This window comes from Streptomyces sp., from assembly GCF_019510245.1.
Taxonomy (GTDB): domain Bacteria; phylum Actinomycetota; class Actinomycetes; order Streptomycetales; family Streptomycetaceae; genus Streptomyces.
In genome coordinates this window covers 24,479-43,986 of sequence record NZ_JAEKKT010000168.1, presented here as the reverse complement: position 1 = coordinate 43,986, position 19,508 = coordinate 24,479, and the positions used below count along the sequence as shown (strand labels likewise).

Here is a 19,508-nt window from a genome sequence, read left to right as displayed (position 1 = left end):
AGCGTCGAGGACCCCTGTCGGCGTGTCCTCGTGCGCGGGCCGTCCGGGTGAACGGGGCCCGCACCCCGGGGCACCCGCGCCCCGGGCAACCCGCGCTCAAGAAGGCCCGGGCTCCGGGAGGCCCGCGGTCCGCCCCCCCTGCGGTGATCAGGTCGAGCCGGCCGCGGTCCCGGGCAGTTCGGAGCCGTCGACCAGGCTCACGGCGGAGAAGTCCATGCCCGCATGCGCGTCGCAGGTGAACTCGCCGAGGGTGGGGCGGGTTGCCGCCGGTGCAGACGCCGGTGCCGTCGCCGGAGGCGCAGGGGGCCGCCGCCGTGCCGTCGGTGCAGCCGGTACGGTCCCGGATGCTGCCGTCCCAGGCCCCCGCAGGGTCGTGGTCAGGGTGCAGGGGGGCGGGGGAATAGGTGGCGGCGAAGTCTCGTTCTGCGGGTATAGTTGAATCGTAAACAACCTGGAGGGTGAGCGAGCATGCAGTTCGGGATCTTCACGGTCGGCGACGTCACGCCGGACCCCACCACGGGGCGGACGCCGAGCGAGCGGGAGCGCATCAAGGCGATGGTCGCGATCGCGCTGAAGGCCGAGGAGGTCGGCCTGGACGTCTTCGCGACCGGTGAGCACCACAACCCGCCGTTCGTGCCGTCGTCGCCGACCACCATGCTCGGTTACGTCGCCGCGCAGACGGAGAAGCTGATCCTCTCCACCTCCACCACCCTCATCACCACCAACGACCCGGTGAAGATCGCCGAGGACTACGCGATGCTCCAGCACCTGGCCGACGGTCGGGTGGACCTGATGATGGGCCGCGGCAACACCGGGCCGGTCTACCCCTGGTTCGGGCAGGACATCCGCGAGGGCATCAACCTCGCCATCGAGAACTACGCCCTGCTGCGCCGGCTGTGGCGCGAGGACGTCGTCGACTGGGAGGGCAAGTTCCGCACCCCGCTGCAGGGCTTCACCTCCACCCCGCGGCCGATGGACGACGTGCCGCCGTTCGTCTGGCACGGCTCGATCCGCTCGCCCGAGATAGCGGAGCAGGCCGCCTACTACGGTGACGGCTTCTTCCACAACCACATCTTCTGGCCCGCCGACCACACCAAGCGGATGGTCGAGTTCTACCGGAAGCGGTTCGCGCACTACGGGCACGGCACGCCCGAGCAGGCGATCGTCGGCCTCGGCGGCCAGGTGTTCATGCGGAAGAACTCGCAGGACGCGGTGCGGGAGTTCCGGCCGTACTTCGACAACGCGCCGGTCTACGGGCACGGGCCGTCCCTGGAGGACTTCACCGACCAGACCCCGCTGACGGTGGGCTCGCCGCAGCAGGTGATCGAGAAGACGCTGGGCTTCCGCGAGTACGCGGGCGACTACCAGCGCCAGCTGTTCCTGATGGACCACGCGGGGCTGCCGCTGAAGACGGTCCTGGAGCAGCTCGACGTACTCGGCGAGGAGGTCGTGCCGGTGCTCCGCAAGGAGTTCGCGAAGGGCCGCCCGGCGGACGTCCCGGAGGCGCCGACACACGCGTCGCTGCTGGCCGCCGCCGCGCAGGAGAAGAAGGCCGACAAGGCTTCGGACAAGAAGGAGGTCGGGGCATGAAGCTCGTCGTCGTCTCGGCGGGGCTGAGCGTGCCGTCGTCCACGCGGCTGCTGGCCGACCGGCTGGCGGCCGCCGTCGGCCGGCAGGCCGAGGCCGGGGTCGAGCTGGAGGTGGTGGAGCTGCGCGACCTCGCGGTCGAGATCGCGCACAACTTCACCAACGGGTTCGCCGGGCGCAAGCTCGCGGCGGCCCTGGAGGCGGTGACCGAGGCGGACGGCCTGATCGCGGTCACGCCGGTGTTCACCGCCTCCTACAGCGGGCTGTTCAAGTCGTTCTTCGACGTGCTCGACAAGGACGCGCTCGCGGGCAAGCCGGTGCTGATCGCGGCGACCGGGGGTACGGCACGGCACTCGCTGGTGCTGGAGCACGCGCTGCGGCCGATGTTCGCGTACCTGCGGGCGGTGGTCGTGCCGACGGGCGTGTACGCGGCGTCGGAGGACTGGGGCGCGGAGGGCCTGGAGGGGCGGATCGAGCGGGCGGCGGGGGAGCTGGCGGGGCTGATGCAGGGGCTTCGCCGGGCCGAGCGCGAGGAGCCCGAGGCGCTGCCGGTCGTGCCGTTCGCGGAGCAGCTGGCGAGGTTGGCCGCGAGCTGAGGGGGGCGGAACGGGGGGTTTCACCCGCCCGCGTTGGCGGGGTGCCTCCCCCACGCTCGGCTTCGCTCGCGCGGGGGACCCCCCAGGCCCTTGAGGCACTGGGGGAGGCACGACTGCCCGCAGCTATGTAGCTGAGGTGACTGCAGCGCCCCGTAAGGGGCGCGGGGAACTGCGCGAGAACCCCCACCCACCCGCAGCCGAAATCCGGCGCCCGGTTGCCTCTGCGACGGTGAGAGGCAGGTAAAAAGGGTGATCGTAGGCCCGCTCACCACGGCAGAACCGCCGGAGGCCTTGGCAGACTGGGGAGGTGCCCCAGACTGTGCTGCTCGCCGAAGACGACCGCGCCATCCGCCACGCCCTGGAGCGGGCCCTCACCCTGGAGGGTTATGAGGTGACTGCGGTCGCGGACGGTGTGGAGGCCTTGGCGCACGCCCACCGCACCAGCCCCGACGTCCTCGTCCTGGACGTGATGATGCCCGGCATCGACGGCCTCCAGGTCTGCCGCGTCCTGCGGGCGGAAGGCGACCGCACCCCCATCCTCATGCTGACCGCGCTGGTGGAGACCGCCGACCGGATCGCAGGACTGGACGCCGGCGCCGACGACTACGTGGTCAAGCCCTTCGACGTCGAAGAGGTCTTCGCCCGGCTGCGGGCCCTGCTGCGCCGGACCCTGCCCGTCACCACCGGCGCCGGCGCCGGCAGCAGTGGCGGTGGCGGTGGCGGTGTCGTCGCCGAGCCCGGCCGGGAACCGCAGGTCTCCGACCGGCAGGTCGAGGCGGCCGGCCTGCGGATGGACCTCCAGGCCCGCCGGGCCTGGCGCGGCCAGCGCGAGCTGGAGCTGACCCGCACCGAGTTCGAACTGCTCGAACTGCTGGCCCGCAACGCGGGCATCGTCCTCGACCACTCCACGATCTACGACCGCATCTGGGGCTACGACTTCGGCCCCGGTTCCAAGAACCTCGCCGTCTACGTCGGCTACCTCCGCCGCAAGCTCGACGAGCCGGGCGCCCCGCAGCTGATCCACACCGTCCGGGGCGTGGGTTACGTGCTGCGGGAGGACTGAGTGGGCCCTCTCCGGCGGCTGGAGCGGCTCACGCGGGTCCTGGCCCGGCGCCGGCCGGGCCTGGTCTCCCTGCGGACCACGTTCGTGGTCTCCTTCGCGGCGGTCACCGCCGCCGTCACGATCGTCGTGGGCATCCTGTCGTACAACGCCGCCGCCCGGCTGGTCCGCGTCGACCAGCAGTCGGTGTTCACGCAGGTCGTCTCCGACGTCCAGGACGAGGTCAAGCAGCACAAGATGGTGCCGGCGGACTTCTCCTCCTCCCAGCCCGGCCACGACCTGGTCCGGCCCGCGCGCACCGACGTCCAGGTGCTCGGCGCGCGGGGCGAGATCGTCGACCACGGCACTCCGGTGCTGCCGGTCACCGCCGCGGACCGGGCGGCCGCCACCGCCGCGGAGGCCGGGAAGACGGTCCAGCACAAGGACGTCCAGGCCGGCGAGGACCTGTTCCGGATCGCCACGGTCGCGCTCGGCGGCGGGCGGGGCGCGGTCCAGGTGGCGCAGGAGTTCAGCGACACCGAGGACCTGCTGCAGGCGCTCCAGCAGCGGACCCTGCTGCTGATGTCGGCCGTGGTGGTGGCCGCCGGGCTGTTCGGCTGGTGGCTGGCGCGGCGCATCACCCGCCGGCTGGTGATCCTCACCTCGGCCGCGGAGAACGTGGCCCGCACCCGGCAGCTCGGCATCCAGGTGCCGGTGACCGGGCTGGACGAGGTGGGCAGGCTGGGCCGCGCCTTCGACCGGATGCTGGGCCGCCTCGCCCAGTCGGAGGAGGACCAGCGGCGCCTGGTCCAGGACGCGGGGCACGAGCTGCGCACCCCGCTGACCTCGCTCCGTACGAACATCTCCCTGCTCCGCCGGATCGACGAACTTCCGCCCGCGACCCGTGACGAGCTCGTCGCCGACCTCGGCCAGGAGGCGCGCGAGCTGACCGACCTGGTCAACGAGCTGGTCGACCTCGCGGCCGGGCAGTCCGACAACGAGCCCCCGCAGCACGTGGACCTGGCCGACATCGCGGAGGACGTGGCGGGGCTGGCCCGGCGCCGTACCGGGCGCGATATCGTCGTGCGCGCGGCCGGCGACACCACGACCGACGGCCGGCCCGGCATGCTCCAGCGGGCCGTCTCCAACCTCGTCGAGAACGCCGCCAAGTTCGACCGGGACGGCAAGGCCCCCATCGAGATCACCGTCACCGGGCCCGCCCGGCCGGGCACGGTCCGCGTGGAGGTCCTCGACCGCGGCCCCGGTATCGCCGAGGGCGACCTGATCCGCATCTTCGACCGCTTCTACCGAGCCGCCGACGCCCGCTCCCTCCCCGGCTCCGGCCTCGGCCTCTCCATCGTCCGCGAGGTCGCCATGGCCCACGGCGGCGCCCCCTTCGCCTTCCGCAGGGAGGGCGGCGGCGCGGTGATCGGGTTCACGGTGGGCGGGGGGTTCTCGGGCGGCACACCGCGCGGCTGAGCGGCCCGGCGGGGAGCCGGCAGCGCTCCGGCCGACGGCGTGTCCCGGTCACCGGCGCGACCTCCACCAACGACTGCGTGTACGGCGGGGCGAACCCCACCAGCCGCGTCGATCCCGACGGCCACTGGGAGTGGCCTGCGTTCCTCCGCCCGGCGGTATCGATGAGCTCCGACGTACTGAGCGGGATCGACGGCGCGCTCAGTTCGGGCGCGGGCGCCGTCGCCGAGGGCGCGGAGGTGTTGAGCGGGGCCGTCGCGGAAGGCGCGGAGGTGGTGGCCGGGGCCGCCGCGGCCGTGGGCGCCGGCGAGGTGCTGCTCGTGGTCGGCGGTGTCGTGGTGGTCGTCGCCGCGTCCGCCATCCTCTACGACGCCGCCACCGGGACCGCGACCTTCGACCCGTCCGCCATCCGCACGCCCGCGGTGCCGCCGCCGCCGACCACCACGGTGCCGCCGCAGCCGTCGCACCCCACCAAGCCGGTCGTCACCGGCACCAAGCAGCAGACCCACACGACGAGTTGGCAGACCACCACCAAGTGGTACGACGACACGTACCTCTACACCCGCACCGACTACTACAGCTACACCACCACCCAGCAGTGGACGTACTACGACAACGGGACCCACGCCTACCGCTGGTGGCGCAGACCCACACGCCACCGCTGGGTCACCGAGCGCCAGCCCCTGTTCGACGTCGACAACCCGATCGTGGTCCCCACCACGGCCCCGGCCAAGCCGACCGCCCCCACCATCACGGCCGTCGCCGACGACAAGGCCACCTGCGGCACCCGCGGGGCGAGCGGCAACAGCTGCGCGGCAGGCAGCCGCAACACCGGCCTCCCACCGGGCGTCACTCCGGACACGGCCACCGGCAACAACGGCGGCGGCATCCCGCCCGGCTCGTCGGCGTCGCAGTGCATGCCGGATCCGGCGAACGGTTCCGAAGACGGTGACGAGCGGGAGGCCCGGGGGGTCCGGCAAGGCGACGTCGAGCGCACCCTCGAGAACTCGCTGGACAAGACCACCTACCTGTACGACGCCGCGGCGAAGTACGGCATCAATCTGCGCGGCTCCGGCCAGGACATCGGCATCATCTTCGACCCGGACCTCAACATCGGCATCATCTTCGACCCGGACCTCAACATCGGCACCAACGGAGTCACGAGAGCCGCGGACGGCGGGAACCTGATCCGTGTCGGTCCGGACGGAGTCTTCGACGACGCGACCGCGGCCAATACGATCGCCCATGAGCTGCGCCACGCCCGCTACTTCCTGAAGCACGGGACGTTCGAGGGCGAGGAGCACGGAGACGGCGACTCGCTGGACGACTGCACGCCGTACGGTTCGGGCAATGCCCTGGAGGACTGGATCAAAGGCAACAGATGAACGAGCCGACGGCATGGCGGGAGACGGACTCCGAGGAGCACCCCGTCTGGCGGAAAGTGTTCAACGAGGACTGGACCGGCTCGGACCTCGTCGGCCCGTGTCCCGTGTGCGGCGCCCGTGCGCTGCATCGCTGGTACCTGCTGGAGGACAACGAGGCGAAGGTCTTCCGGGGGATCCGGTTCAGCGGCCGCGGACGACTGTGGGAATGGTGCTCGGTGTGCCGGACCTTCGAGCACTACCCCGACGGCCACGTCCCCGAGTGGTGGATCTCTCCTTACGACGTCCAGCCAGAGTCACTCCGGTACGACCCGGCTCCCGTCGAGGAGGCACGCATGGCCGCACGGTGACGGCGCACCGGCCGCAGCGCGAAGCGGTATGTCGGGGGATCAGGTCGCTGACGGTACCTGGCGGCCTTGGCAGTCCAGAGGATGCCCCGGTTCTCCAGTCCCTCATGAATCGGTTGAATCAGTGCGTCCATCCGGTCCCGGCGCAGATCGTCGGCGTACGGCTGCGCCGTGGCCGCCGCAGCGCTGTCCTCGGCCTCGTCACGACCCCCAGGGCACCGTGAGGAACCCCTCCGCCCGCGCACTCGCCAGACCGATCCTCGGGAGGTCGCTGGTCTTCGTGAAGAGGATGTAGCGCGGTTCCCACACCGGGCGGTACTTGGCGTTGGCGCGGTAGAGGGACTCGATCTGCCACCAGCGGGAGAAGAACGTCAGGGTCGAGTGCCACAGGCGCAGGACCGGGCCCGCGCCGAGGCGGGAGCCGCGTTCGAAGACCGAGCGGAACATCGCGAAGTTGAGGGAGACGCGGTCGACCTTCAACTCGGTGGCGCCAAGGAGGAGTTCGACGACCATGAACTCCATCAGGCCGTTCTCGGAGCCGCGGTCGCGGCGCATCAGGTCCAGGGAGAGGCCCTGCTCGCCCCAGGGGACGAAGCTGAGGAGGGCGCGGGGGGTGTCGTTCGCGTCCCGGCATTCGAGCATGACGCAGCGGCCGTCCGCCGGGTCGCCGAGGCGGCCGAGGGCCATAGAGAAGCCGCGCTCGGTGGCGCCGTCGCGCCAGTGGTCGGCCTTCTCCAGGAGCGTGGCCATCTCGTCGGCCGGGATGTCCTCGTGGCGGCGGATGCGCACCGTGTAACCGGCGCGGCGGACCCGGTTGTGGGCCTGGCGGACGACGCGCATCGCGCGGCCCTCCAGGGTGAAGTCGGCGATGTCGACGATGGCCTCGTCGCCGAGTTCCAGGGCGTCCAGGCCGTGCCGGGCGTAGACGGTGCCCGCCTCCTCGCTCGCGCCCATGACGGCGGGTGTCCACGCGTGGCGCCGGGCCTCCGTCAGCCACGCGTCGATCGCGCCGGGCCAGGCCTCCGGGTCGCCGATCGGGTCGCCGGAGGCGAGGCTGACGCCGCCGACGACGCGGTAGGTGACCGCCGACTTGCCGGTGGGGGAGAAGATCGCCATCTTGTCGCGGCGCAGGGCGAAGTAGCCGAGGGAGTCGCGGGCGCCGTGCTTGTCCAGCAGGGCGCGCAGCCGGGACTCGTCCTCGGGGCTGAGCAGGCGGCGGCCGCGCGGGGAGCGGAAGCCGGCGTAGAGGACCAGGCAGAAGGCGGCGGCGAGGAGGATGTTGATGACGATGTCGGTCCAGCGCGGGGCGTGGACCGCGGTGACGTGGTCGGCGAGCGGGCCGACGCTGACGCCCCGCAGCAGGGTGTAGGCGATCTCGTCGGGGAGGGTGGCGCCGGGCAGCTTGTTCGTGGCGTGCACGAGCAGCGTGCCCAGGCCACCGGTCACCAGGACGCCGCCGACGCCCACCGCCAGCGCCGTCTTCGGGTTCGACGGGTCGCCCACCGCGCTGAACTCCCGGCGGCTGACCAGCAGCGCGGCCACGAAGAGGCCGGTGACGGCCGCCGAGACCCAGTTGAAGGCGTGGGCGCGGTACTCGTGCTGGGTGAGGGCGAGGACGTAGAGGACGAAGAGCGGGGCGGACAGCAGCAGGTTGACCACCCAGGCCGCGCGCTTGCGGCGGCGCATCACCAGGACGAAGAAGATGGCGAGGGCGGCCGAGACCAGGCCCGCCGTGGCCAGGTACGGGGTGAAGAACTGGCCGGAGTGGTGCGCGTGCTCCCGGTGCAGGTGCAGAGTGATGCGGCCGTTGTTGTGCTCGTCGACCTCCTGGCGGAAGGGGAGCGACATCACCGCCATTATGTTCAGTACGGCGATCACGCGCAGGTACCAGACGGTGAAGTCGGCGGCCCGCCTGCTCAGTGCGCCGCCGGAGGCGCCGGTGGGGGCGCGCAGGGCGGCGGAGACGCGGGACGGGATCAGGGTCGACAGCTGTGCGGGCATGGGGTCCGGTCACCTTGGGGACGGGGAGCGGGTTGGCGGAGGGTTGACCCTACAGTCTGTAGGGTATCTGTGGGGGACGCGGGAGCGGTCCACCGTCGTACGGAATACGGTGTGAAAGGGCGTCCTGCTCTTACGGACGTGCAGGGGCCTGCGCCCGTTCCCGCTCCGCCCGCCTCCGGGCGGCCAGCATCCACGCCAGGTTGCCGATCGCCGCACCCGCCGCCACCGCGGCCACGATCACCCCACCGGTCGCCAGCCCGTCGCTGAACAGGTGCGGGCGCCGGTCGAGGGCCTGCAGGCCGAAGCCGGACAGCTCGTACACGCCCACCGCCGCGACCAGCAGGCTGGCCACCAGTACCGCCACCGTGGGGGCGAGGCTGCGCCGCGCCTCCTGTGCGTCCGTGCCCTGCATGAGTACCCCCGTGAGCTGACGAGCCGCAGTGGCCGATGGGGAACCTACAATACGTAGGGTCCGGATAGCCTCAGGACGTGCGTCGTGAACGCGGCGGTACGGGGGGCGGTGGCGGCCGGCGCGACCGAGGTGCTCGTCAACGACGCCCACGGGCCGATGCGGAACCTGCTCCCCGAACACCTGCACCCCGCCGCCCGCCTGGTGCGCGGCAAGCCGAAGCAGATGATGATGCTGGAGGGGCTCACCGCGGAGCACGAAGCGGCGATATGTGTCGGATACCACTCCCGGGCCGGTGCCCTGGGTGTGCTGAGTCACAGCTTCATGGGGCACGAGATCGAGGACATCTGGCTGGACGGGAGGGCCGTCGGCGAGATCGGTCTCGCGCACGCCACAGCCGCGGCCGTCGGTGTTCCGGTCGTGGCCCTCACGGGTGACGACGCGGCGTGCGCCGAGATGACGGCCTGGGACGAATCGGTGGTCACCGTGCCCGTGAAGTACGCCCGGGACCGGTTCGCCGCCGAGCTGCGCCCGGCGGAGGAGGCCCGCCGGGCGATCGAGGAGGCGGTCCTGGCGGCCCTGACGCCCGTGCCGAAGCGGCCCGCCGCGCCCGAGGACGAGTCGGTCCTCGCCGTGCGCTGGCAGTCCGCCTCCGTCCCCGCCGTCCTCCTCGGCATCCCCGGCGTCACGGCATTGGACAGCCGTACCGTCCAGGCCCGTGGCCCGCTTCCCGCCCTCTACCGCCAGTTCGGCGTCTGGATGCGGGTCGCCTCCTCGCTCACCAACCAGCCGCCGTACTGCTGACCCTCCGCGGCGGGCTCAGCCGAACCGGCCGGCCACGTAGTCGGCCGTGCGCTGGTCCTGCGGGGAGTTGAAGACGGCCTCCGTGTCGCCATGCTCCACGATTCCGCCCGGGGTGCCCTGCTCCGCGAGGAAGAACGCGCACTGCTGGGAGACGCGCGCCGCCTGCTGCATGTTGTGGGTGACGATCACGATCGTCACCTGGCCGGCCAGGTCCTGGATGGTCTCCTCGACGCGGCGCGTGGAGGTGGGGTCCAGGGCCGAGCACGGCTCGTCCATGAGGAGGACCCGGGGACGGACCGCGAGGGCCCGCGCGATGCACAGGCGCTGCTGCTGGCCGCCGGACAGGGCGCCGCCGGGCTGGCGGAGCCGGTCGCGGACCTCCTTCCACAGGCCGGCGCGGGTCAGGGACTCCTCGACCAGCACGTCCTTCTCCCGGCGGTTCGCCTTCGTGCCGGTCAGCTTCAGGCCCGCCACCACGTTGTCGTAGATCGACATCGCCGGGAACGGGTTCGGCTTCTGGAAGACCATGCCGATCCTGCGGCGGGCGTCGGTCAGCCGCCAGGACGGGTCGTAGATGTCCTCGCCCTCGAAGAGCACCTCGCCGCCGAACTGCGCCGACGGGATCAGCTCGTGCATCCGGTTGAGGGTGCGCAGGAACGTCGACTTGCCGCAGCCGGACGGGCCGATCAGCGCGGTCACCTCGCCCGCGGGCATGGTCAGCGACACCTGGCTGAGCACCTGGTGGGAGCCGAACCAGGCCGAGACGGCACGGGCTTCGAGCGTGGCGGGTGCGGGGCCGTCCACCACGGCGGTGGCGGTGGCGGTGGGGAGTACGGCGGTGTCGGTCAGGTCGGCGGTCACGGCAGTCTCGGTCGTCTCGGTCGTCTCGGTCACTTCGGATATCTGGGTTGCTTCAGACACTTCACTCACCTCGGTCACAGCAGGTTCGGCAGCAGTTCGGTGGTCCGCGTCGCGACCTGGAGGCCGAGCACCGCGACGACCGGGGCGAAGACGATCCACGTCTGGTGGCGGCCCCAGCGGTGCCAGGTCCAGACGGCGGCCACGGCGGTGAGGAGCAGCGCCTGCAGCCACATCACCAGCGGCCACGGCACCCCGGAGGGGCGGGCCAGCGGTTCCTCGGAGCTCGGCAGGGTGCCGGCCCGGATCACGGCCGACGGGGTCTGGAACGGCGCGGAGACCAGGTCGGCGTCGACGCGCAGGACCCCGGAGGGCATGTACCTGGCACCGGTGGCGGTGATGAGGACGATCCGGCTCTTGCCCGGGGCCAGCGCCGTCGGAGCCGGGTCGCCGGCCCGCCGTACGTCGATGACCTGGAACTTCGCCTTGCCCTGGCCGGTGGTGACGGAGAACGTGTCACCGGTGGCGAGCTGGGAGAGCTTGCCGAACGGGCCGCCGTACGCCGCCGCCCGGCCCATCAGCACGCTGGTGCCGGCCTGGCCGGGCATCGGGGTGTCCCGACGGTGACCGGGGCCGTCCGTCATCACGGAGGAGTCGGTGCCCTCCAGGACGACCTGGCTCAGGCCCAGCTTCGGTATGTCGACGAGCGCGACCGGCGTGCCGGGCGCCAGCAGCCTGCCGTCCTGCCCGGTCTGCGCCACCGGAGCGGTGCCGAGCGCGAGTTGCTCGCGCAGCTGGTCGAAGTCGGCGTGCTGGGCGGAGTGTTCCTGGGCGCCGCTGAACACCAGCAGCTGGGCGGTGATGCCGAGCAGCAGGGCGGCGAGGCTGAGCAGTCCGCCGCGCGAGAGGTGGCGGACGAAGGTGAGGCTGCGGACGGGCCTGCGGGGCACGGCCGGAGCCAGAGCTTTGGGTGTCGGTACGGCGACGGTCATGGCGGCCCGCCTCCTTCGAGGTATCGGTGAGGGGCCGCCGGAAGCCTTACGAGGCTTCCGGCGGGCCCGTCAGACGGTCACTTGCTGGTGATGGTGAAGTTGGCGCCGGCCTTCGAGTTCACGGTCGAGGAACCGACGTAGAAGGCGTGCAGGGTGTGCTTGCCCTTGGCCAGCTTCGGCAGGGTGACGGTGACCTTGCCGCTGCTCAGGGTGCCGGTCGCGATGACCTTGGAGCCCTGGTAGATGCGGACGGTGCCGGTCGGGGTGGTGCCGGTCGCGGTGACCTTGACGGTGACCTTGGCCTTGGCGGTGTGGCTCACCGAGGTCGGGTGCGAGGTGGAGACCGACGCCGTCGCCTTGGTGATCTTCAGGGAGACGGTCGTCGAGGACGCGTTCAGGCTGGAGCTGCCCGCGTAGGAGACCGACAGGGAGTGCGTGGCGACCTTGAGGTGGTTCGACAGGCCGATGGTGACCTTGCTGGACGCGTCGAGGGTGCCGGTGCCGACGACGGTGGTGCCGTCCTTGACGGTGACCTTGCCGGTCGGCGTGACACCGTGCGAGCCGGTGACGGTGACGGCGACCTTGGGGGTCTTGCCGTAGGCGGTGGTGGCGGCGGTGGCGGCCGTCTTGCTGGTGTACTTGACCGCGCCGGTCGAGGTGGCCTCCGCGCCCGTGCCGCTGAGGTTGTTGGCGGTGACCGTGGCGGTGTAGGTGCCGTTGGCCAGGCCGGTGAAGGAGTACGACGTGGCGGAGGCCGCGAGGTCCTTGGAGGCGACGACGGCGCCGTCCGTGTCCTTCAGCGTGACGCGGTAGTCGGTGACCGGCAGGGCCGGGACGATGCTGCTCGGGGTCCAGCTCAGCTTCAGGCTCGCGTCACCCGCGGTGGTCTTCAGGGTGGGCGCGGCGGGCACGCTCGTGTCGATGCCCGAACCCTCCAGGCCACCCTGCTTGACGTGCTTGTTGGAGAGGTTGATGAAGCCCTTGTAGGGCTCGTTGACGAAACCGAAGGAGGCGATGACCTTCTCGGAGTCGTCGGAGGCCAGGGCGGCGGTGTGGCTGCCGCTGGTGACGAAGATGTCGTACAGGTCCTGGTCGAAGAAGATGCTGGTGGTGTCGAGCTCGCGGGTCGGGATGACGTTGTAGACGTCGCGGCCGAAGGTGGCGTTCTCGTAGTAGTCGGTGACGGGCTTGAGCTTGCCGTTGACCGTCGTCACCGGGCTGGTGCCGCCGGTGTCGCCGTCGAACTGGATCGCAGCCAGGTGACCGCCGTTGGTCACGGAGGTCTTGGTGTAGTCGGGGGCGACGCCGTTGTTCTGGGCGATCCAGCTGCCGACCGAGAACGGGGTGACGGCGCCGTCCTCGGTGAGCGCGGCGTTGCCCTGGTTCTCCTGGACGACCTGGACGCTCGAGGTGAGCTGGTCGTCCGTCAGGCCGATCGCGTTGAGGAAGAAGTTGCGGGTGCCCGAGTTCTTCTGCGGGATCTTCGGGTGCACGGTCTGGCCGTTCACCGTGGTGAGCGTGCCGTTGTAGATGTCGTGCAGCTGCTTCACCGTCAGCGTGTCCAGCCCGGAGCCGCGCACCGCCACGCCGATGGCGTCCCGCGCCATGGGGACGAAGGTGAGCGCGGTGCCCGAGCCGGAGGGGGCGCCGGAGGAGCGGCCGAAGTCGATCTGGTTCGTGATGGCGACACCGGTACTGTCCGGCCACGACTCGCCGGTCAGCGACTTGGTCAGGGCCTTGCGGCCGGCGCCGGAGCCGTTCGGGCGCGCGAAGGAGGGGCCACCCGTGCGGGTGGTGATCTTCGACGTCGTGGAGCCGGTGCCGGGCTCGATCGCGTCGTAGGAGGCGATGCGGGCACCGGAGGTCGCCTTCACGGCGGTGGTGGCGTAGCTGATGCCGTTGACGGTGTCGCCGGCGAGGGCGTTGAGGACGTCCTGGGTGGTGTCCGAGCCGACGCCGACCAGCTGGCGGAAGGCACCGGCGTCCGGGTCGGCGACCGCCGGGGTGGCGAGGGCGAGGCCGCCGGCCACCACGGCCGCGGCGACGAACGCCGCCGAAGAGCGCAGATTGCGCATCGAGAGTCTCCTGACGAGAGCTTGCTAGCTGGGTGTTGCCAGAGGATCTGGCAGGGTGGTACCGGCCGTCCGCCCCGACTGCCTTTCGGGGCGGGCGGCCGTCTGCGGGAGCACCGGGTGGCGCTCCGGTCTGTGGGGAGCGCCGGGGGCGCCCGGGGGTTAGGGGAGCAGTCGCCGCAGTCGGCGCGACAGCTCCGGCAGTTCGGGTACGACGGTCACGCTCCGCCCGCCGGGCAGCGGGAGGCGCAGCGGCAGCCGCAGCCGGTTGCCGCCCGCGAAGGGCGCACCCACCCCGGCGACCGCCCCGAGCGCGGCCCCGACCGGGACGGCGTACCGCAGCGGGTTGGCCGGGTCGGCCGGGGTGTTGCCGGCCGCGGTGGTCTGCAGGGCCTTGCCGCCGTCGAACGACGCCGACGCGCTGGGCGAGGCGCTCGCGCCCGCGCCTCCGGCGCCCGTACCGGCGCCGCCACTCGTGCCGCCGTCGGCCCCGGTGGCGCCGGAGGGGCCGCCGCCCGAGGTGTCGGTGCCGCCACCGTCGGCCGAGCCGCCGGAAGCGTCGGCGGTCGGCCCGGTGTAGTGGAGCAGCGCCTGGACCGCCTTGAGGGTCTGGGTACGGAGCTTCTGGGACAGCGGCGCGTACCCGGCCGGCAGGCGGCCCGGGTCGGCGCCGCTGACCTGCCCGGTGCCGGCCGCGTACTGCAGCAGGGCCGCGTAGTCCTGGCGGGCGGCGGACTTGATCTTGGCCGGCCGGACGGCCGCGTAGACCAGCTGGGCCAGCGGGTAGGCGTCCTTCGCCGTGGCGCCGGACGGGGTGATCTCGGCGACGTTCTTGCCGGCGGCGCTGTTCGCGGCGGCGGTCAGGGAGGCGGTGGTCGGCGCCACGAACTTCCCGTCGGCGTTGCGGAGACTGGCCGTCTGCAGGCCGTAGCGGGCCGCCGAGGCCGCGTCCGCGATCGTGATGACGAAGCGGGAACCGACCGTCTGCGGGCCGGTGCTCTTGTAGGCCGGCGGGCTGGCGAGCGAGTCCCAGCTCGACTTCCACAGGGTGTCGGCACGCCGGGCGTGCAGGGCGCCGGCGTGCATGTCCTCGACGTACGGGTGGAAGTCGGTCATGCACTGCTTCTGCGTGGCGCCGCTGCCGGGCGGGATCGTGCACCACGGGTCGCTCTTCGGGTACTCGTCGAGGTTCGACGGGTCGAAGGCGAAGCCCGTCGGGTTCAGGTCGGCGTTGGTGCTGTAGTACGGGTTGACCCGCATCCCGTCGTCGTCGGGGACGCCGGCGAGGAACTGCCGGGCGTCCTTGTCGGCGAAGATCCACTGCCAGACGGCGCGGGCGGTGTCGGAGTGGCCGAGCGCGGTCATCAGGTCGGTGTCGGTGGACGGCGTCTCGGAGACCGAGAAGTACGCGAACTCCGGGTTGAGCGCGACGAACTCGGGGTCGCTCGCCAGACCCGCCGGGTTGTTCCTCGCCCAGCCGTAGCCCTTGGCGGCGGTGCCGCTGATCACGGCTCCCCAGGGCGAGCTGCGGTACGACTCGGTGAGCAGCTTGGCGACCAGGCGGGGTGTCAGCTTGATCGACGCGACCTTGGTGCCGGCGAGTCTGTCGACCGACTCCGGTGCGCCGGCCTTCGGTCTGCGCTCGATGGTGAAGCCGATCACGGCACCGGAGAGGGCGACCGGCGCGTACGTCGTGGTGTCCGAGGGAGCGGCCGAGCTCGCGTCGGCCCCCAGCGCGCGAGTGGTGAAGGCGAGTCCGGAGGAGCCGTCGTTGCTGAGCCGGGACCGGGCGTCGGGCTCGCCGAGCTCGGTGTAGCCGAAGACCTTGCCGGACGAGCACAGCCGGGCCTGCCAGCTGGTCATCGCGTCGGCGACCAGCTCGCTGCCGACGGTGGGACGTTCGTCGGCACCGAGGGCGCAGTTGGTGCCCACGCTGTTGAAGTCCAGCTTGATCGCGACCCGGTTCGCCCAGTTGGTGGAGGAGACCGGGGAGCCCGCGTTGACCTGGCTCTTGTCCGCGTACGGCTTGCCGTCCAGGTCCAGGTGGCCCTGCGGGACGATCACCAGCCAGCATGAGCGGGGCTTGGTGACGCCGCCGGTGGTGACGGGCTCGCCGCAGCCGAGGTGGGGCGCCTCGTTGGCGGTCTGCACCTCGAAGTACTCCTGGCCCGTGCCGTTGGCGCTGGTGCGGGCGAAATCGATCTCGTTGGTGGTGTTGTAGTTGAAGAACTGGTTGTTCTGGCTGTTGGTGGTGACGGTGGTGCCGTCGACCGACTTGAAGGGGACCTCGCCCGGCGCGTTCGGGTTGGCCGCGCCGTACCGGTTGTCCTGGCCGTAGTTGGTGGGGTCGGCGCTGTAGAAGACCTGGCGGGTGTCGTCGTAGGCGTTGCCGGGCCAGCTGGTGCGGTCGGTGGTCGGGGAGCCGCCGTACTGGCACTGGGTGCGCGCCGGACCCGGGTTGGACGGGACCGTGCCGTCGTCGTCGCCCCAGCACTGCATGATCTGCACGAAGTCGGTGTTGAACTGGGTACCCGCGAACGTGGTCGGGGTGCCGCCGGTCCAGCTGACCGTGACGGCCTGGCTGGTGAGCTCCTTGGTCTGCGAGACCGTGAACTTCATGTCCTTGAACTCGCCGCGCCCGGAGACGGTCACGGCGGAGTCGGTGGCCGCGGCGGCCGTGGGAGCGGTCTGGGCGACCGCGAGTCCGGCGAGGGCGCCGACCGTGGCGCCCGCGAGCAGGCGTATCAGCGCGTTGCGTACACGGGTGCGTCTCATCGCGAACTCCCGTCCTCGGAGCGGCCGTTGCCGTTGCCGTTTGCGTTGCCGTCGGTCCTGCCGCCGACCAGGCGGGAGATCACCGAGGGCAGCAGGAGCAGGCCGAAGACCAGGACCGCGGCCAGCAGCATCAGCGTCTGGGTGCCGGTCCAGCCGTGTGCGGTGGCCACGGCGACGGGCTGGACCAGGGCCACCGTGCCGTCGGCGCCCGCGCCGGTGCCGCCGGAGGCCGAACCGGTGGTGCCGCCGGGGGAGATGGTCTGACCGGTGTCGGGATCGACGGAGGGCTGGCCGCTGTTGCCGCCGGCCGAGCCGGAGCCGCCGCCGGTGGAGCCGCCGGCGGTGCCGGTGCCGGTGGCGCCGGTCGATCCGCCGGAGGAACCGCCGCTGCCGTTGCCGGAGCTGGTGGTCGCGCCGCCGGTGCCGGTGGTGCAGGGGGCCGCACCCTTCTTGTCACAGGCGGCCGGGTAGGGCGCGGTCTGCGCGAGTCTGTTCTGGCCGGTGGTGGTGAAGGTCGGGTTGTTGCAGTTCCTGATGTTGATGTTCTGCGCGTGCACGCCCGGGATCCGGCGGATCTGGGCGAAGCCGGCCTGGACGAGGTTGATCGGGAGCGGCGAGTAGCCGAGGCCCGGCGCCTGTTGCTGGCCCTGGCACATGAAGTAGTAAGAGAACGCGCCGAGCGTCTTGCCCTTGGCCTCGGTGAAGGTGCCCTGCACCTTCAGCGGCAGGATCATGTACGAGTAGCTGGACAGCGGGTAGTTGCGCTTGTCGGAGTCGTTGTAGACGCCGTCGAGTTGCTGGGTGAGGTAGTCAGCCGAGTTCTTGTCGGTGTTGATCCGCGCCTTGAGAAGGGAGACCGCCACGTTCTGCGGGGTCGGCTCGGTGTAGTAGCCCGCGTGGTTCAGGACCTTGGCCACCGGGTAGTGCGCGTTGCGCGCGTACGAGTAGTTGACGTACCCGATCGCGCCCTCGCCGTAGTTCTGGGCGACGTAGCCGGCGACACCGAGGTCACCGGACTGGGCGATCATGCCGGAGACGGTGGGGTAGTACGACGTCTGCCCGCAGGATCCCGCGCGGCCGACCTTGGCGCAGTAGGCGTTCCACAGGGCCCGGTGCTGGTTCACCATCCACATCGTGAACTGGGCGGTGGAGCCGGAGCCGTCCGAGCGGACGACGGGGACGATGGTGCGGTGCGGGAGCTGCAGCCCCGGGTTGTCGGCCTTGATGACCGGGTCGTCCCAGGTCTTGACGACCCCGGTGAAGATCTTGGTGACCACGTCGCCGGAGAGGCGGAGGTTGGTGACCCTCTTGCCGTTGACCGTGAGGTGGTACATGAACACCGTGCCGCCGGCCACGATCGGCATGTAGGCGTACGAACCCTTCGCGGGGCGTTCGGCCGCGCTGCCGTCGGTGGGGTGCGTCTGGAACGGGATGTCGGAGACGGCGAAGTCGACGGTGCCGGAGAGGAACTGGCGACGGCCGTCCGACGAACCGCCACCGGCGTAGCTGATGCGCATGCCGTTCTTGTTGACGTCGCGCCGCCACTGGTCGATGGCGTTCTCGGCCCAGGTGGAGCCGGCGCCGGCGATGGGGGTGTAGCTGTCGGCGACGGCCGGGGTACCGGCGAGGGTGCCGAGGATGCCTATCAGTGCGGCCAGGATGCCCAGCCGTCTCAGGGCGTTGATGACAAGGCTGGACATCAGTTCGCGTCTCCTGTAGCGGGGTCTGAGTTCCCACCCGCACGGGGTCCGCCGTCGGCGGCTGAGCCGTTGGGGTGTGTCTGGTTGCCGTCGTCGGCTGCGGGGGCGTTGCCTTCGGGGGACTGCTCGCCGTTGTCGGGCGCGGGTGCGTCGTGGCTGGGCGCGCCGTTCCCCGCGCCCCCGGGTTCGTTGCTCTGGCCGGAGTCCTCCGGGGCACCGGCCTCGAACAACTCCAGTCCCGGCGTGTGGAGTTCCGCGAACCTCGTCACGTCCCGGCGGGAGGCGCGGGCCGCCCGCCTCGCCTGGCGCTTGTTCTGGTGGCCGGGGCCGCGGCCACCGATCACGCGGGCGATCACGAAGAGGATCAGGACCAGCGCCATGAGGACGGCCGCCGCGCCGAAGCCGCGGGCGATCATCGTGGGCTCGGGGGACTTGACGAAGTTGAAGACGGCCAGCGGGAGGGAGATCATCGGGTCGTTCGTCGGATCGGTGTTGAGCGCTGCCGTGAAGCCCGCCGTGAGCAGGACCGGGGAGGTCTCGCCGATGCCGCGGGCGGTGCCGAGGATGACGGCGGTGGCGAGCCCCGAGCGGGCGGTGGGCAGGACCACGTGCCAGACCGTCCGCCAGCGCGGGGCGCCGAGCGCCTCGGACGCCTCCGTGAGGGTGCCGGGGACCAGGCGCAGCACGACGTCCGCCGCGCGGATCACGATCGGCAGCATCATCACGCTGATCGCGAAGCCCGCCGCCAGACCCGACTTCTGCATCCCGAGGTTGAGGATCCAGACGGCGTAGACCATCAGGCCGGCCACGATGGACGGCAGCGCGGTCATCGCCTCGACGATCGTGCGGACGAACCGCGAGAAGCTGCCGGGAATCTGGTTGAGGTACACCGCGCAGGCCAGGCCCAGCGGCACCGTGATCGCCAGTGCGATGGTGATCATCTCGAGCGTGCCGAGCATGGCGTGCGCGATGCCGCCGTTGGTCAGCGGGTCGAGCGGGCCCGCCGCCTGCATGTCCTGGGTGAAGAAGTTGGCGTGCGGCAGGGCCTCCCGGCCGCGCCACGCGGTGAAGCCCACGACCATGGTGAGCGCGGCGAACATCAGGCCGCCCGCCGACCACAGGACGACGGTCATCACACGGTCCCGTACCGCCTGGCCGTCCTCTTCGAGCCCTGTCAACACCGCGTAGATACCCAGGAATGAGAGGTATGCGGTGAGGAAGAACCCCAGTGCGCCGGAGAACGGCGCGAGCTCGCCGAAGAGCAGGACGGCGACGCACAGCCCGGAGGCGGCGGCGCCGAACACCGACAGCACACCGGAGCGGGTGACCCCGCCGATCCGGCGCGGCACGTCGGGAAGCGCGGCGACCGCGGCGGCCGAGGCCTCCGTGGCGGCACTCACGGGAGCGCTCGCGGCGGCGTCCTGCGGGGCGTCCTGGGGAGCGCCCTTCTCAAGGTCTACGACGGTCATC

At 71.6% G+C, this 19,508-nt stretch carries 15 protein-coding genes; 7 read left to right on the top strand and 8 right to left on the bottom strand.

The genetic code is table 11. The features are described 5' to 3' along the window. Positions 1-468 precede the first annotated feature (468 nt). The 6 genes from JF597_RS32700 (at position 469) to JF597_RS32675 (ending at position 6,430) form a co-directional block, all read left to right on the top strand. Positions 469-1,590 (top strand): LLM class flavin-dependent oxidoreductase, encoded by a 1,122-nt coding sequence (locus JF597_RS32700; RefSeq protein WP_294003557.1) that lies wholly within the window; start codon positions 469-471, stop codon positions 1,588-1,590. After that, on the top strand, positions 1,587-2,183 hold the full coding sequence (locus JF597_RS32695) for an FMN reductase (RefSeq protein WP_294003555.1): 597 nt from the start codon (positions 1,587-1,589) through the stop codon (positions 2,181-2,183). The genes JF597_RS32700 and JF597_RS32695 overlap by 4 nt, the downstream gene beginning before the upstream one ends. A gap of 307 nt (positions 2,184-2,490) precedes the next feature. Further along, the gene (locus JF597_RS32690) at positions 2,491-3,246 is read left to right on the top strand and encodes a response regulator transcription factor (protein WP_294003553.1); all 756 of its coding nucleotides are present in this window, start codon (positions 2,491-2,493) and stop codon (positions 3,244-3,246) included. Then, positions 3,247-4,701: a HAMP domain-containing sensor histidine kinase gene (locus JF597_RS32685; protein WP_294003551.1), complete on the top strand. Its 1,455-nt coding sequence runs from the start codon at positions 3,247-3,249 to the stop codon at positions 4,699-4,701. 161 nt (positions 4,702-4,862) lie between these two features. After that, on the top strand, positions 4,863-6,083 hold the full coding sequence (locus JF597_RS32680; RefSeq protein WP_294003549.1) for a hypothetical protein: 1,221 nt from the start codon (positions 4,863-4,865) through the stop codon (positions 6,081-6,083). Then, positions 6,080-6,430 carry a hypothetical protein gene (locus JF597_RS32675; RefSeq protein WP_294003547.1) on the top strand — a complete coding sequence of 117 codons (351 nt, stop codon included), beginning with the start codon at positions 6,080-6,082 and terminating at the stop codon, positions 6,428-6,430. Before JF597_RS32680 ends, JF597_RS32675 begins: the two co-directional genes overlap by 4 nt. Before the next feature lie 198 nt (positions 6,431-6,628). On the opposite strand, the gene JF597_RS32670 is transcribed toward JF597_RS32675, so the two are convergent. Next, positions 6,629-8,428, bottom strand: coding sequence for a phosphatidylglycerol lysyltransferase domain-containing protein (locus tag JF597_RS32670; RefSeq protein ID WP_294003545.1), 1,800 nt, complete (start codon positions 8,426-8,428; stop codon positions 6,629-6,631). 130 nt (positions 8,429-8,558) lie between these two features. Then, on the bottom strand, positions 8,559-8,840 hold the full coding sequence (locus JF597_RS32665) for a hypothetical protein (protein ID WP_294003543.1): 282 nt from the start codon (positions 8,838-8,840) through the stop codon (positions 8,559-8,561). A gap of 84 nt (positions 8,841-8,924) precedes the next feature. Here JF597_RS32665 and JF597_RS32660 point away from each other — a divergent pair, with 84 nt between their 5' ends. After that, a complete protein-coding gene (locus JF597_RS32660; protein WP_294003541.1) occupies positions 8,925-9,641 on the top strand; it encodes a M55 family metallopeptidase in 717 nt (238 codons plus the stop codon). A gap of 15 nt (positions 9,642-9,656) precedes the next feature. Here JF597_RS32660 and pstB read toward each other — a convergent pair whose 3' ends face one another. From pstB to pstA, 6 genes are all read right to left on the bottom strand, one after another. Continuing rightward, the gene (gene pstB, locus JF597_RS32655) at positions 9,657-10,448 is read right to left on the bottom strand and encodes a phosphate ABC transporter ATP-binding protein PstB (protein ID WP_294003633.1); all 792 of its coding nucleotides are present in this window, start codon (positions 10,446-10,448) and stop codon (positions 9,657-9,659) included. Between the two features lie 128 nt (positions 10,449-10,576). Next, a complete protein-coding gene (locus tag JF597_RS32650) occupies positions 10,577-11,491 on the bottom strand; it encodes a sortase (protein WP_294003539.1) in 915 nt (304 codons plus the stop codon). Positions 11,492-11,568: 77 nt separating this feature from the next. Further along, positions 11,569-13,566 carry an Ig-like domain repeat protein gene (locus JF597_RS32645; protein WP_294003537.1) on the bottom strand — a complete coding sequence of 666 codons (1,998 nt, stop codon included), beginning with the start codon at positions 13,564-13,566 and terminating at the stop codon, positions 11,569-11,571. Positions 13,567-13,725: 159 nt separating this feature from the next. Continuing rightward, positions 13,726-16,338, bottom strand: a complete 2,613-nt coding sequence (locus tag JF597_RS32640) for a hypothetical protein (protein ID WP_294003535.1) — start codon at positions 16,336-16,338, stop codon at positions 13,726-13,728. Continuing rightward, positions 16,335-18,038: a phosphate ABC transporter substrate-binding protein PstS gene (gene pstS, locus JF597_RS32635; protein ID WP_294003533.1), complete on the bottom strand. Its 1,704-nt coding sequence runs from the start codon at positions 18,036-18,038 to the stop codon at positions 16,335-16,337. Before pstS ends, JF597_RS32640 begins: the two co-directional genes overlap by 4 nt. Further along, on the bottom strand, positions 18,038-19,507 hold the full coding sequence (gene pstA / locus JF597_RS32630) for a phosphate ABC transporter permease PstA (RefSeq protein WP_294003531.1): 1,470 nt from the start codon (positions 19,505-19,507) through the stop codon (positions 18,038-18,040). The genes pstS and pstA overlap by 1 nt, the downstream gene beginning before the upstream one ends. Position 19,508: the final 1 nt, after the last annotated feature.